Source organism: Cupriavidus basilensis OR16 (genome assembly GCF_000243095.1).
GTDB lineage: Bacteria > Pseudomonadota > Gammaproteobacteria > Burkholderiales > Burkholderiaceae > Cupriavidus > Cupriavidus basilensis_D.
Genome location: NZ_AHJE01000218.1, coordinates 1 through 14,273 on the forward strand (window position 1 = coordinate 1; position 14,273 = coordinate 14,273).

The window sequence follows — 14,273 nt, forward strand, 5'->3', positions numbered from 1 at the left end:
AAGGCGGGCGCCGCGGCGCGGTTGGCCGGGTTCAGCCAGTAGTCGGCGTCGCGTTGGCTGACATGGACCGTGGCGTTGGGAAAGGCCATGTGACCGTTCAGGTTCACGCCGCCAACGTGGTCGGCATGCAGGTGGGTCAGCAGCACAGCGTCGACCTGTTCCGGGCGGTAGCCCGCGGCCCGCAGGTTGCCTAGCAGATGACCGCCATCGGCGCCGTAGAGCGCGCCAGCGCCGCTATCGATCAGGACCAGCTTGGCGCCGGTATTGATCAGGAAGGCATTGATGGCACCTTCCACCGGCGCCTTCAGGTGCGCTGCCGCCAGCAGCGCATCGGCTTCGCCCGGGCTGGCCTCGGCCAGGCTTACCTGTGCCGCGCCGCCGGCTTGACCAGTCTGCCTGGCCAATACCTGCTGCACTGGAAACGGATGGGTGCCATCGAGCAGGGCGGTCACCTCGAAATCCCCCAGCATCATGCGATAGAAGCCCGGCGCCTGTGTACGGACCTGTGGGGCGGCGGCCAAGGCATTGCAAGTCAATACCGGTGCCATCGCGATGGCTGCGGCCAGCAGCGCGGCCCCGCGCCATGCGGGAGAGGATGCGGATGCCATGGGCGGATTCCTGGTTGCCGGGGTCTGCGCAAGGCTAGGAGGAGGCGCGGGGGGCTGTCTATTGTCCTTTGGTATAAGTCCGGCCATACCGGCGGGTTGGTGTCCAAGCGCAGAAACTGGCGCAGCAAACCGTCGGTGTTCTCGTTGCGTGCCGTGATGGCAATGTTCAGCAAGTCCTCGGCACACAACGGGCTGCCATGCCTGGCATCGTCAGAGTAGTTGGCATGCCTCGTCGAAATCCAGGCGGGGGCTGCGCGGGAACAACTCGCCGGGATCGCCATAGCCCAGATTGCACAGGAAGTTGGACTTCACGTGACTGTCCGGGAAGTGCTCGAGCTGGAAGACATTGGCCTTCGCGTCCGCGGGGAAGAATTCGTGATCGACCTTGGCATTGTCGAAGCCGGACATCGGTCCGCAGTCCAGCCCGAGCGCGCGGGCGGCGATCATGAAGTACGCGCCCTGCAGGGAACTGTTTCGCCGCGCGGTAGTGCCGGCGAGTTCCGGTGTGTCGGCGAACCAGGAACGCGCGTCCGCGTGAGGAAACAGCTTGGGCAGGCGTTCATAGAATTTTGCGTCGTAAGCAATGATGGCCGTGACCGGTGCGGCCATGGTCTTCTCCACGTTGCCCGGAGCCAGCGCGGGCAATAGGCGCTGCTTGGCCTCGGCGGTACGCAGGAACAGGATGCGGGCGGGACTACAGTTGGCGCTGGTCGGCCCCCATTTCATCAGGTCGTAGAGCTGCCGCAAGGTTTCGTCGCTCACGGGCTGATTCAGCCATGCATTGTGCGTGCGTGCGTCGCGAAACAGCAGATCCATGCCTTCGTCACTCAAGCGCTTGCTCATTGTCATCTCCTCGATACAGGATTGGACCACGCGGCCGCCCGGCCGGGCCATGCCGCCCTAAACGGTGTTTCCGGTTTCTGTCTAGCATAGGCGGCCCGCGCCCTTTTTGCGCCGGCTTTTGCATCAATCTGCAACGCTTGGCGCCACCACACATCGAGCCGCGGCAGGTCCAACAAGACCTCGGTATCCAGAAAGCCACTTGGCCTGCGGCGTCTCGCTTTGAGAGGCCGGGATCAATCGTGTTGGATGACCGGCTCCGATCGCGCGGATGCCGATGCGCATCGAAAAAGGCCACGGCGCGTTGACGCGCCGCGCTAGCGCAGGATGCCGCCCACATGCCCCAGTCCCATCCCGATGACGTACAACGAGCACGCAAGCGTCATCAGCAGCAGCGCGCCCACCATGGAAGCAGTCATGGTTTGCGTCGCCATTACCGACAGGAAGGAAGCACTACGCCAGCTGGCGATGGCAAGGCGGTACGATGCGCCGCCGATTCGCTTGCCGGCGTCAATGAGGAAAGTGCGTCGCATCATCGATGGCTCCGAAAGGTCGGTGGATGGTCCCGGTTTTAGTGCGCGGCCGCTGCGGCATCCGATACCTGGCCCTTGACCGGCTTGGTGAGCCAGATCAGCGGCACGATTGCAATGAAGATCACGCCCGAGATCCAGAAGATGTCGTTCAGGCCCAGCATGATGGCTTGCGTGTTCAGGCTGTGCTCGAAGTAGGCGACGGCCTGGCCCGGCGTGAAGCCCAGTGTTGACTGGATCGACTGGAGGGCGGCGCCGTACAGCGGGTTGTTCGGGCTGGCCTGTTCGGCCAGTTGGGCGTGGTGCAGCACGGCGCGGTTGTTCCAGCCGGTTGTGGCCAGAGACGTACCCACCGCGCCGCAGAAGACGCGGGCGAAGTTGGACAGGCCGGCGGCGGCGGGAATCTTCTCAGGCGGCTGGCCCGAGAGGATGATCGCGGTCAGCGGCACGAAGAAGAGGGCGGTCGGAATGCCTTGCAGCAAGGTGGGCAGCACCAGGGTGTAGGTATCCACGCCCGTGGTGTAGTGGGAGCGCATGAAGAAGACAGCCGCGAAGCCGAGGAAGGAAAGCGTGGCAAGCACACGCAATTCCGCCTTGGGCATGAGCTTGCCCAGCACGGGGGTGAGCAGCACGGCGAAGATCCCCAGCGGCGCGGTCACCAGGCCGGCGTTGACGGCCGGGTAGGCCAGGTACTGCTGCATCCATTGCGGCAACACGACCAGGTTGGCAAAGAAGACCGCATAGGCGACCGAGATGGCAAAGGTGCCGGCCAGGAAGTTGCGGCCCTTGAAGAGGCGCAGGTCGATGATCGGGCTTTCTTCGGTCAACTCCCAGATCACGAAGAAGAGGAAACTGAGCAGCGCCACCACGGCCAGGATGATGATGACCGGGGAGTGGAACCAGTCCAGGTCCTTGCCTTTGTCGAGCATGATTTGCAACGAGGCGACCCAGGTAATCAGGGAGGCCAGGCCCACCAGGTCGATCGGCAGCTTGCGGGCAGGCGTCTCGCGGTCCTTGTAGACGGCCCATGTTACGGCCGCGGCAAACAGGCCAACCGGCACATTGATGTAGAAGATCAAGGACCACGAGTAGCTGTCGGTCATCCAGCCGCCCAGTGCGGGGCCTGCGATCGGGCCCACGGTGGCGGTCATGGCCCACAGCGCCAGCGCCATGGCGCTCTTCTCCTTGGGATACGAGCCCAACAGGAGGGACTGCGACAGCGGGATCAACGGCCCCGCCACCGCGCCCTGCAGGATCCGCGCGGCAAGCAGCACGGTCAGGTTGGGGGCAATGCCACACAGCCAGGACGACAGCACGAACAGCAAGATGGCGGTGACGAACAGGCGGACCTGACCTACCCGCTGGGTCAGCCAGCCGGTCAGCGGAATCGAGACGGCGTTGGCTGCGGCGAACAACGTGATCACCCAGGTGCCTTCGTCGATCGACACACCGAGGTTGCCGGAGATGGTCGGGATCGCGACGTTGGCGATCGACGAGTCCAGCACGTTCATGAAGGTGGCCAGGGCCACGGCGAAGCTTCCCAGCACGAGTTTGCCGCCGGTGAGCGGGGCGGGTGCGGTCTGGGTCTGGGCTGGGGATTGCATGGGGGCGTTCCGAAAGAGTTTCGCTTTGGGGAAGCCGCCGCGCGGTCTGCGGCGGCGGTCCGGCTAGCAATCTGATGTGTCAGATAAATAGGCGAGAAAGGGCTGGTGCATTGCCGGACTCAGGCCCCGGCCGCTTGCATGAGCGGCTGAGGCTTCGCGGCCTGCTCCGTACGCTGCGCCGGCTGCTTCGCCACGTTCGTGCCGGACTTGCCGTTGCTGTTCTGCGCGATGATCCGCGTGATCTCGCGGTCGGCCTCTTCGCCATAGCCCTGGAACACATCGGTGCGATAGGCCGTGCGATACGGCGTTTCGCCGCTGGTGGCGAGCTGCGAACCGGTGGCCGCGTGCGTTTCCACGTCGACCTGCATCGACAGGCCGATCTGCAGCGGGTGCGCGCGCAGCTCCGCCGGATCGAGCAGGATACGCACGGGCAGGCGCTGCACGACCTTGATCCAGTTACCGGTGGCGTTCTGCGCGGGCAGGGCCGAGAAGGCACTACCAGTGCCGGCCGAGAAGCCGACCACCTTGCCGTGGTAGGTCACACCGTCGCCATACAGGTCGGCATGCAGTTCGACCGGCTGGCCGACGCGGATATGCTTGAGCTGGACTTCCTTGAAATTGGCGTCCACCCAAACGCCGTCAAGCGGCACGATTGCCATCAGCGGCGCGCCCGGGGCCACGCGTTGGCCTACCTGCACCGAGCGCCGCGCCACGTACCCCGTGACCGGGGCCGGGAGCGTGTTGCGGGCATTGGCCAGGTACGCGTCGCGCACCTTGGCCGCGGACGCGAGCACGCTGGGGTGGTCGGAAACGGAAGCCTGGTCGGTCAACGTGTGGTTCGAGGCGAGTTGCTGACGCGCGGTTTCGAGGGCGGCTTCGGCAACCTTGACCGCGTCGCGGGCGTGGGCTACGTCTTCCGCCGAGACCGCGCCAGTTTCGGTCACTTCGCTGCGGCGGCGCAGATCGTCCCTGGCGCGGGTCAGGTCGGCCTGCCGTTGCTGTACCGTGGCGTCGAGCACGTTATTGTTGACGTACAGCGCGCTGACTTGCCGGACGGTCTGGCCCAGCGCGGCTTCGGCGCTGGCGAGCGCGACCCTGGCATCGGCGGCGTCGAGGGATACCACTGGCTCGCCAGCCTTCACGATCTGCGTATCGTCGGCATTGACCGCGACCACCGTGCCGGTGACTTGCGGCGTGAGCTGGACCAGGTTGCCGTTGACGTAGGCGTCATCGGTTTCCTGGTGAAAGCGCGCCACGGTGTAGTAGTAGGCGCCGTAGCCGGCCGCGGCGAGCGCGCTGGCCAGGCCGAGCAAGGCAAGCAAGCGCTTGCGGGAGTTCTGCTTGGGCGGCTTGGCGGGTTGGGCTTCGTCGGCGGCTTGGTTGGTCTTGGTCGTTTCATTCATGGCGTCACCTGTTCGTGTTCGTGTTCGTTGAAAGCGGGGTTAGCGGGGCAGGGCTGCCTGTTTGGTCGAGTCGGAGGTGTCGGTGTAGCCGCCGCCCAGTGCCGCGGCGAGGGCAATTTGCCGGTCGCGGCGGGCCATGCGCAGGTTGGCCACCACCTGGCTGCTGGCAAGCGCATTGGTCTGTGCGTTCAGCACGGTGAGCTGGGTGGTCAGGCCTGCCTTGTACTGCGCCAGGGCCAGGGTCAGCGCGCGCTGCGCGGCGGTGTCGGTGCGGATCGCGCTGCCGATCTGCGTGTCGACGGCGCGGATGTCGGAGAGCTGCGTTGCAACGTCGGTCAGGGCGTTCACCAGCGTCTCGTTGTAGTTGGCGACGGCAAAGTCGAAATCAGCGTAGCGGCCCTTGAGCTGGGCGCGCAGCGCGCCGCCATCGAAGATCGGCAGGTGGATCGCTGAACCCGCCGAGGCCGTGCGGCTGGCGGCGTGCAGCAAGCGGCCCCAGCCAAAGGCGTCGAGGCCCATTGCGAGCGAGAGGTTGATGTCCGGATAGAACTCCGCCTTGGCCACCTTGATGTCGTGCAGGGTGGCATCGACGCGCCAGCGCGCGGCGACGATGTCGGGGCGGCGCGAGACCAGGTCGGCCGGCAGGTTGTCGGGCAGGCGGACCTCGTCGCCGGTGGCCAGGGCGGGGCGGCTGATCGCCAGGCCACGATCCGGGCCCCGGCCGAGGAGCGCGCCCAGTTGGTAGCGCGTGCGCTGGATACTGCCGTCGAGCGAGGAGAGTGCGACTTCGCTGGCGGCCAGATTGGCTTGCGCGGTGCGCTCCTCGACCTCGGTTTCCAGACCCATGGTCACGCGCCCGTTGGTCACGCGCAGCACGTCACGGCGCTGCTTCACTTCGTCCTGCGCAATGTCATGCAGCGCATAGAGGCGGGCCAGTTCGTTGTAAGCCCTGGCAATTGCGCTGCTTAGCGTCAGCTTCACCTGTTCCGCCTCGGCCTCGCTGGCGCGCACTGCGGATACGGAGGACTTCAGGGCTTCGCGGTTCTTGCCCCACAGGTCGAATGCATAGGTGGCGCTGATCACGCCACGGTTTTCGGTCCGCCAGGAGCCCGCGACGGGCGGTGGCTCTGATCTATCAGATAAATGATCAAAAAATGCCGCGCGCTCAGGCGGCCGAGAATTTGTTGAGCAGGCGCAACAATTCGTCGAACTCGCTCTTGCTGAAATCCTTGAGGCGCGCATTGAGCACCTCCGGGGCGATCTCCGGGATCCGGTCGGCAACAATGTGGCCCTTGGCCGTGAGCGCCAGGTTCACCACGCGGCGGTCGTCCACGCTGCGCGAGCGGGCCAGGAGGCCCTTGTGCTCGAGCTTGTCGAGCATGCGGGTCATCAGGCCGGTGTCGATGACCAGCAACTTGCTCAGCTCGAACGGGGTGGTGGCGACGTCGCGCGACAGCGACAGCAGGATGCCCATCTGCTGGGCGGTGATATCGAGTTCCTTCAGGGCAGCGTCCATTTCCATCAGCACAAGATTGCGGGCCTTGTTGAGGAAAAACCCGACGCTTTGTGTGAGGTTAAAGCTCTCTTTGGTGTAGTGCTTCATGGTCGGCTCCTGCTTGCTGGATGAATATGTTAGCTGAATATTATTTGATCAGTCAGATAAAATCAATGTCAGAATCTGCGTTTCGACGAGGTGCTTGCCGGCGCTGATCCCTACGCCTGCAGGCCTCGGCTGGCGAAGTACCGGGCCGGGGAATCGCCGAACGCACGGCGGAACATGGCGATGAAGCTGCTTGGCGTGGCGTAGCCCAGCGCCTGGGCCACTTCGGCCACGGCCTCGCCGCGTGCGAGCCGCTCCAGCGCCAGCGTGAGCCGGGCTTGCTGCCGCCAGTTGGCAAAACTCAGTCCGGTTTCGCCCTGGAACAGGCGGGAAAGCGTGCGGGGCGACAAGCCCGCCCAAGCCGCCCATTCCACCAGGCTGCGATGATCGTCGGGCTGTGCCAGGATGGCCTCGCTGATGCGGCAGGCACGCCGGTCGCTAGGCAACGGCAAGTGCAGGGCCTCCTGGGGCGCCTGCCGGATCTCATCCAGCAGTACCGCGACGATCCGTTCCTGCGCGGCGTCCAGTGTGAACGGCGAGGGCCACGAGGCTGCGCGGCTGATCAGCGCGCGCATGACATCGCTGGTTCCCACCACGCAGGGCATGCTGGGCAGGTCCTGCGCGGCGGCCGGCGCGATCCACACGTTCCAGCCGCTCAGCACGCCGCTGATCGTGACCCGGTGCATTTCTCCCGGTGGCATCCAGCCAGCCCGCTGGGCGGGCAACAGCCAGGAGCCGCGCCGTGTGCGGACATGCACCAGGCCGTTGTCGATGCAGAACAGCTGGCCGCGCAGGTGGCTGTGCCAGCCCAGCTCACGCGTGCCGAGCCGGAACTCGTTGTCCGCCTTGTCGGCGCCACGCATGGCGATCAGGGCAGGGCCGTCCGGCTGTTCGCTGGTGTCGGCAAAGGCGGCAAGCAGGCTTTCCGTTTCCGCCGTTATGCGGGCTGACGAAGAAAGATGGGGCGAGCGCAATGACATGGCCGGAATTCATTGTTTTTAGGCGAGCTAACGATATCGAGTCTACCCGTTTCCGTCGGATACTGCTCCCAAGGCGCTGCCATCCACACTTTCCCGCGCCGCAGGAGATCCACGTGCACACAGCAACATCAGCAACATCAGCAACATCTGCAGCATCGGCTACATCTGCAATGCGAGCGGTACCCTGTTTCCAGGTTTACGACGCCAGCCGGTTTCCGATCGTGATTGGCCGAACGCAAGCCATGCAGCCGGGCTATGCAAACCGGTGGAGTGAGGAGATGACCGTCCTGGTCGAGCAGGGCCCGCCTTTTGTCCGCGCTGTCGCTGGCCGAGCGCGCGCTGATCGATGGCGCGGATGCGCGGGCACCCGAGAGAAGCCGGGCGTTGAGCGCCTACTGGCACCGTCATGGCTCAAACAGCGAAATTCTCCGTGCCTTTGAAACCACCGCACATCACCATCGTTGGCGCCGGCCTGGGAGGCTTGTGCTTGGCACAAGGCCTCAGGCAGCAGGGCATTGCCTTCGATGTCTACGAGCGCGATGCCGCGCTGGCCAGTCGTACGCAGGGCTATCGCATCCGGATCGATCACGCGGGCCAGCAGGCTTTGAAGGCTTGCCTGCCGGCCGCGCTCTTCTCCGTGTTCCAGGCGACCGGCGCGATGCCTGTAGCGGGCGTCAACCTGGTGGACACCAGGCTCGAGGCCGTCAGCGGCAAATGGGTGGAGTCGTGGCGGCGTGCCCGTGGCGACCAGCCCGCGGATACAGGCCATGGCGAGTCCGCCGATGCGCAAGACCTGAGCGCGAACCGCCAGACCCTGCGCGAAGTCCTGATGCACGGCATCGAGGACCGCGTGCATTTCGGCAAGGCGTTCGTGCGTTACCGTGAGGACGAAGACGCCCGCGTGAAAACGGCCTTCTCCGATGGTTCGTGTGCCATATCGGACGTACTCGTGGCCGCGGATGGCATCAACTCGCTGGTGCGCCGGCGGCGCCTGCCGGGCGCGGTACCAGCCGATACCGGGTTTGCATGTCTCTATGGCAAGACCTACGCCACGCCAGCCACGCTGGCGCGGCTATCCGGCTTGCTGCCGGCCAGGACATCGATCGTCTTTGGCGATGGCCTCGCCGTTATCGTCGATCCCATGCGGTTCCGGCCGCCGCCAGCGGGATACCGCCTGGACATGCCAGACGATTACCTTTATTGGGCCATCATCGGCGCGCGCGAAGCCCTTGGCATCGGCTGGGAAGCCGGGGACGCGTTGCAGCAGGACGCGCTCGCCGCGCGCCTCGAACGCATCACGACGGGATGGCATGCCGGACTGCGCGCGCTGTTCCAGCAAGGCGATCGTGCCTCGCTGGCAATGATGCCCATCAGGACGGCGGATGTGCCCGCTGCGTGGCCAAGCAGCGCGGTCACGGTGCTGGGAGATGCGATCCATGCCATGAGCCCGGCCGGGGGCCTGGGTGCGAACACGGCGCTGCACGACGCGTTCCTGCTGTCGCGGCAACTGGGCGAGGCCGCCGCCGGCCGCCGTTCGCTGCGGGCGGCCATTGGCGGCTACGAGGCCGCCATGCGGGAACACAGCGCGCGCGCCATCCTGGCATCGCTGCGCGGCACGGAGGTGTTGCTCGGCGCCAGCGGGCGGCACCCGGAGCGGATCCTGGCCGGCTAGGCGTGGTGATCGGGCAGGGGAGTGACTTGAACCTGCGCACACAACCGTAGCCCGCGCGGCCAAGCGAGGGGTCGCGCGGGTTTGCCGCTGCCAAGGCTCAAGGCCGGGGCTCTGCCCCGGAGTCAGCGTTGCCGCGCGGTGGCACGAACAACGTGGGTGGCCGCGTCTGGTGGCTGCTTGCTACTTCGACTTGGCGCCGTCCGTGTACGGGTCGGCCTTGCCAGCCTTGGCGCCGTCCGTGTACGGGTCGGCCTTGCCAGCCTTGGCGCCATCCGTATAGGGATCGGCCTTGCCAGCCTTGGCCCCATCCGTGTACGGATCGGGCTTGCCCTGTGTGGCATTCAGGTCCATTTGCGTGGATTGCTTCGCGCCGTCCGTGTACGGATCGAACTTGCCGGATTTTGCGCCATCCGTATAAGGATCGGCCTTGCCGGCCTTGGCACCATCGGTGTAGGGGTCGAACTTCTTCTGCTGGCCATAGCTCAAGCCTGAAGCCGTTGCGGCGGCGACAAGTAACGTCAACGTGAGAACTCTGCGCATCTCTTGCTCCGGTGGTAAGGAGGTGGTCGCCTGGGACTCCGCGAGGGAACGCACGGGCACAGGCTGGCTGGAATTGCCGGCATCTGCGCCACGCCAGACAAACTGGGGCGGTAACCTCGGTGGGCCAGCGGGCCGCGCAAGCCAAGGCAGGGCTGGTCGACTGGCCCTGCCCTGCTTATGCTGCGTCCCGCACAGTTCATCGTAGGAGTGAATCCGGGGAGGCCGTAGTAAAACGTTGTAAATCCTTGTTGCGCTTTTTCTTTCGGCTGCGCCCTTTCCCTGCGTGTGAGAAATGTGTAGCGGCCGGTGTTTTTTCCGGTTTTCCAAGGGCTTGTCCCTGCGGCCAATAATATGCACTTTGCGCCGCAATCTGGGCTGTTGGCATCCGGTTCGAAAAACACCTTGACTGTCTATCTACCAGTAGATAATATTCAACACATGGAAGCCGCTGCTCCGCCCCAGCAAGGAAAGCTGAAGCAGGAAAGAGGATCCAGCGCAGCACCCGGGGAATCCCCGTTTTTTTTGGCTGGCTTATCTATCTATGAGTAGATAACAAGACAAAAAACGAAGGTTCCTAAGCGTACCGATTCGATTCCGCCCAAGCGCGGGTCCTCAAATGCAAATGGAGAACATCATGACCTCGAACCTCTTTGCCAAGACCCTGATCACCGCCGCCGCACTTGCCGCCGCCTTCGTGGCCGGTACCGCGCAGGCCTCTGGCCCGAAGGACAGCACGTTCTCGGGTGACAAGTACGGTTACGTGTTCCGCACCACGACCCCCGATGCATTCACCGACGGCGCCCGCAGCGGCAAGTTCGACCCGTTCACCGATGGTGCGCGTGTTGGCAAGGCCGATCCGTACACGGACGGCGCCCGCATCGTGGCCGGCCTGGACCGCACGGGCGCGTCGGCCAGCCCGGCCCGCAGCGGCAAGTTCGACCCGTTCACCGACGGCGCGCGCGTTGGCAAGGCCGACCCGTACACGGACGGTGCCCGCATCGTGGCCGGCCTGGACCGCAGCGGGGTGTCCGCTAGCCCGGCCCGCAGCTTTGACGCCTATACCGATGGCGCCCGCAGCGGCAAGTTCGACGTGTTCACCGAAGGCGCCAATGCCTGAACGCGGCAAAGGCATCCCGGCAACCGCAGCCTGGATGCCTGATCGCGGTCGGGTTGCCGCGTGGAAGTGGAATAGAGTGGGAGTGCATCATGAATTTACGGGATAGTGTCTTGATCCTGGCTGGCTGGGTGGTCTTGTGCGTTGCCAGCGGCTCTTTGATCACCGCTGTGGCGCAAGTGCTGCCGGCGTGAGCCACGTGAGCTGACATGGGGCCTGTTAAGCACAACCAAGGGCCGGCCACGCCAGCTTATTGCGACCGCACATGAAATTGGCTTGAGGATCTATCGATAGATAGATAAGATCGCGCTATGAAAACGCAATCCGTACGCGAACAACTGCTCGAACACACGCTGGTGCTGATCCGCCGGCGCGGTTTCAATGGTTTCAGCTACCGCGACCTGGCCGAGCTGGTCGGCGTGAAGACCTCGAGCATCCACTATTACTTCCCCGCCAAGGACGACCTGGTGCTGGAGGCAGTGAAGGAATACAGCGCCCGTATCTCCGAGCGGCTGCGCAGTGTGGATTCCTCGCTGTCCCCCGCCGCGCAGGCCGAGGGCTATCTCAACTTTTTGCGTACCGCGGCCTGCGGCGACCAGATCTGCCTCGCGGGCATGCTGTCCACCGAGACGCTGTGCCTGCCGGAATCGGTCCACGCCGAGCTCAAGGCGTTCTACCGCATGAACGAGAACTGGCTGATGGGGCTGATCGAGCGCGCGCAGAGCGCGTACGGCAAGGTCTATCCGGTGACGCCTCGCGCGCTGGCGCAGGTGATCTACGGCGCGCTGCAGAACGGTTTGATCGTAGCGCGGCTGTTCGGGGCGCCCGAGCGGCTGGAGTCCGCCGCGGACCTGCTGATGGCTTCGGTATCCGAGTAAGACGAACAAGCCGCGCGCTGCCGGCACCTGGCACCGGGCACGTGAAAAAGCCGACCTGACAAGGTCGGCTTTTTGTTTGCATCGCCGCCGCGTTTCAGCCTGCGGCGTTCTCCAGCACTTTCCACTTCTCGCCGGACTCCTGCACGCGTTCGTCGTGCACCAGCTTGAGCAGGTGCGCCAGCAGCGAGCGCTTTGCCACCGGGAGCATGCGTTCCGGCACGTCGTCGTAGACGCGCAGGAGCAGGGCGTCGATGCTGGTTTCGCCAAGCTCGCGCAGCGCGTTGAGGACCTTCGCCTCGCGCTGCATGCGATGGCGGATCAGGGTGCGGATGGCATCCGCTGGCCTGGGCATCAGGAAGCCGTGGCCGGGCGCGAGCCATTCCAGGTCTTCGTCCTGCAACGCGGCCAACGAGGCCAGGTACGCGTGCATGTCGCCGTCGGGCGGATTGATGACGACGGTGGAACCCTGCATCACGTGGTCGCCGGTGAACAAGGTCTTTTCTTCCTCGAGCAGGAAGCAAAGGTGGTTGGAGGCATGCCCGGGCGTGTGGACGACGCGCAGCGTGCAGCCCTCTCCCAGCGCCAGGCGCTCGCCATGCTCCAGGATGCGCTCGGGCTGGAAGGTCTGGTCCTGGCGCGGCGTTTGCGGCGCGGGACGACCCAGCACCGGCGCGCCGGTGGCGGCCTTCAGCCTGGGCGTCGCCGGTGAGTGGTCGATGTGGGTGTGGGTGGCCAGGATCCAGCGGATCGGGCCGGGCGCGGCCGCCAGCACGGCGGCCACATGGGTTTCGTCGTCGGGGCCCGGATCGATCACGGCCCATTCGTTGCGCGCCGGATCGCCCACAAAGTACGTATTGGTGCCGGGCCCGGTCATCACGCTGCCATTGCCGGCGGTGACGCGCCAGACACGCTCGGACAGGCGCACCGCGGCGCCGGTCGCCAGCTCATAGCGCGCATGGCCCTGGCCTTGTGGGTCGATGCGCTCGATCTCGGCATAGGCGGGCTCGCTGGGCAGCACGGGCCGCAGGCCGCCACTGCCCTGGGCCAGGCGCGGCATGATGCGCACAATGTCGCGCAGCTGCGCCGCGTGGTCAAAGCAGGCCTGGGCGGTGTCGAAGCGGGCAATCGACGCTAGCGTGCGCCGCGTGACGGGCACCAGCTTCAGGCCGCGCGCCAGATCGATGGCATCGCTCGGCCGTACCCAGAGATGCTCCACGGCCTCGTCGCCATCGTGCGTGGCGGACTGGCCAGTGGGCGCCACGGCCACGAAAAAGCGCGTGTCGAAGCGCTTGGGCAAGCCGGGTGGCGTCAACCAGTGGCTGTGATACGCCAGGCGGTCCACGGCCAGGCGCACACCAAGCCGCTCGCACAGTTGCGCCATGCCCGGGCCGCCGCTGCGCGCGGATTGCCGCAGCCATGCCTGCTGCGCGGCATCGAGCGTGTCCAGCGCGATGAGCTTGCCGCCGCCATCGCTCGCGAACAGCAGGCCGGCTTCCTCGAAACACTCGCGCACGGCTGCCAGGTAGAAATCCAGGCCGCCATCAGGCAGCTTGAGACGCGCGCTGGCCGCGGCATCGTCCAGGCCGGCGCTGGCTTCATGCAGGGTCTTGTCCTGGGGGTCGAGCGTGCCGCCGGGAAAGACGAAAGCGCCGCTGCTGCGGTCGTCGTTGCGCTCGGGGCGGCGCACCAGCAGCACTTCCATGCCGGCCGCGCCATCGCGCACTACCAGGATGCTTGCGGCTTGGCGCAGCGAAGGGGGGCGTGAGGGAGGGGTGTTTCCGCTCTGTTCTTGTTCGCGCATGTGGGGCGGTTCCTGATTGACTGGCTAGGATCAGGCGACAGTGTAGCGGCATCGCACGGTTATGCCACCAAGGGAAAGCGAGACGGTAAGCCGTTGGCGGGGCCGTCCCGCACTTGCGGGCAGGACGGCTGCGGTGGTGATTACTGGCTGGAAGACGTCTTGTTCATCGCCGCGAATTGCTGCGTGAGGTAGGTCTTGGTGGAGTTCATCCGGCTCATCATCAGGTCAAGCTGCTGGAACTGCGCGCGATAGCGCGACATCGTGGCGTCGATCCCCGCGGAGGTGCGGGTGTAGGCGCTGTCGAGTTCCTTCAGGTTGGTGTTGAGGCCTTCGGTGGCCGTCGTCAGCGCGCCCCTTGTAGCGCTGAACGATTTCACAATCTCCGTCAGTTGATTGCCATAGCCGGACTTGCCGTCGGCACCGCTGAACAGCTGCGCCACGCCGGTCCGGTTGGTGGCGAGCGCCTTGTTCAGCTTGGCAGTGTCGAGCCCCATGGAGCCGTCTGCCTTGAACGAGATACCGATCTGGGTCAGGTTGACCAGCCTGGCGTCGCTGGTGCCGGTCTGCGGCGTGTTGAACACGGATCGCAACTGGTTCTGGATCGTGCGCAGCGTAGCGTCGCCCAGCAGCGGCGACTGCGTGCCCTTGTTGTTCTTGTCGAAGGCGGACAGCTTCGCGGCGGTGCTCTGCAGCGTGTTGTAGG

The 14,273-nt window shown here is 65.4% G+C and carries 13 protein-coding genes and 1 pseudogene; 3 read left to right on the top strand and 11 right to left on the bottom strand.

The features are described from left to right. The 8 genes and pseudogenes from OR16_RS38115 to OR16_RS38150 all read right to left on the bottom strand — a co-directional run. Positions 1–548: MBL fold metallo-hydrolase (locus OR16_RS38115; RefSeq protein ID WP_043422886.1), on the bottom strand; the 548-nt coding region annotated here is incomplete at its 3' end. A 270-nt stretch (positions 549–818) separates the two neighbouring features. Next, on the bottom strand, positions 819–1,451 hold the full coding sequence (locus tag OR16_RS38120; protein WP_043422882.1) for a malonic semialdehyde reductase: 633 nt from the start codon (positions 1,449–1,451) through the stop codon (positions 819–821). Positions 1,452–1,765: 314 nt separating this feature from the next. After that, complete coding sequence (locus OR16_RS38125; RefSeq protein ID WP_006164666.1) at positions 1,766–1,984, bottom strand: hypothetical protein; 219 nt, start codon at positions 1,982–1,984, stop codon at positions 1,766–1,768. A 35-nt stretch (positions 1,985–2,019) separates the two neighbouring features. Next, entirely contained in the window at positions 2,020–3,582 is a 1,563-nt protein-coding gene (locus OR16_RS38130) for a DHA2 family efflux MFS transporter permease subunit (protein ID WP_006164667.1), read from the bottom strand. Positions 3,583–3,701: 119 nt separating this feature from the next. Next, positions 3,702–4,985, bottom strand: coding sequence for an HlyD family secretion protein (locus OR16_RS38135; RefSeq protein ID WP_006164668.1), 1,284 nt, complete (start codon positions 4,983–4,985; stop codon positions 3,702–3,704). A 39-nt stretch (positions 4,986–5,024) separates the two neighbouring features. Then, positions 5,025–6,110: pseudogene (locus OR16_RS38140) on the bottom strand (efflux transporter outer membrane subunit); the annotation flags it as partial. A 40-nt stretch (positions 6,111–6,150) separates the two neighbouring features. Further along, a complete protein-coding gene (locus OR16_RS38145; protein WP_006164670.1) occupies positions 6,151–6,588 on the bottom strand; it encodes a MarR family winged helix-turn-helix transcriptional regulator in 438 nt (145 codons plus the stop codon). A 110-nt stretch (positions 6,589–6,698) separates the two neighbouring features. Continuing rightward, on the bottom strand, positions 6,699–7,565 hold the full coding sequence (locus tag OR16_RS38150; RefSeq protein WP_006164671.1) for an AraC family transcriptional regulator: 867 nt from the start codon (positions 7,563–7,565) through the stop codon (positions 6,699–6,701). Positions 7,566–7,995: 430 nt separating this feature from the next. Here OR16_RS38150 and OR16_RS38155 point away from each other — a divergent pair, with 430 nt between their 5' ends. Then, positions 7,996–9,237 carry an FAD-dependent oxidoreductase gene (locus OR16_RS38155; protein WP_202801128.1) on the top strand — a complete coding sequence of 414 codons (1,242 nt, stop codon included), beginning with the start codon at positions 7,996–7,998 and terminating at the stop codon, positions 9,235–9,237. A 180-nt stretch (positions 9,238–9,417) separates the two neighbouring features. Here the strand turns inward: OR16_RS38155 and OR16_RS38160 are convergent, their stop codons facing one another. Further along, positions 9,418–9,777: a hypothetical protein gene (locus tag OR16_RS38160; RefSeq protein ID WP_043422884.1), complete on the bottom strand. Its 360-nt coding sequence runs from the start codon at positions 9,775–9,777 to the stop codon at positions 9,418–9,420. A 634-nt stretch (positions 9,778–10,411) separates the two neighbouring features. On the opposite strand from OR16_RS38160, the gene OR16_RS38165 reads away from it, so the two are divergent. Together OR16_RS38165 and OR16_RS38170 are read left to right on the top strand one after the other, a co-directional pair. Next, on the top strand, positions 10,412–10,894 hold the full coding sequence (locus tag OR16_RS38165) for a copper resistance protein CopQ (RefSeq protein WP_043422891.1): 483 nt from the start codon (positions 10,412–10,414) through the stop codon (positions 10,892–10,894). A 308-nt stretch (positions 10,895–11,202) separates the two neighbouring features. Then, complete coding sequence (locus tag OR16_RS38170; protein ID WP_006164675.1) at positions 11,203–11,769, top strand: TetR/AcrR family transcriptional regulator; 567 nt, start codon at positions 11,203–11,205, stop codon at positions 11,767–11,769. A 94-nt stretch (positions 11,770–11,863) separates the two neighbouring features. On the opposite strand, the gene OR16_RS38175 is transcribed toward OR16_RS38170, so the two are convergent. Further along, complete coding sequence (locus OR16_RS38175) at positions 11,864–13,570, bottom strand: MBL fold metallo-hydrolase (protein ID WP_006164676.1); 1,707 nt, start codon at positions 13,568–13,570, stop codon at positions 11,864–11,866. A gap of 140 nt (positions 13,571–13,710) precedes the next feature. After that, positions 13,711–14,273 (bottom strand): flagellar filament capping protein FliD (fliD, locus tag OR16_RS38180; RefSeq protein WP_006164677.1); only part of this gene is annotated, 563 nt, incomplete at its 5' end.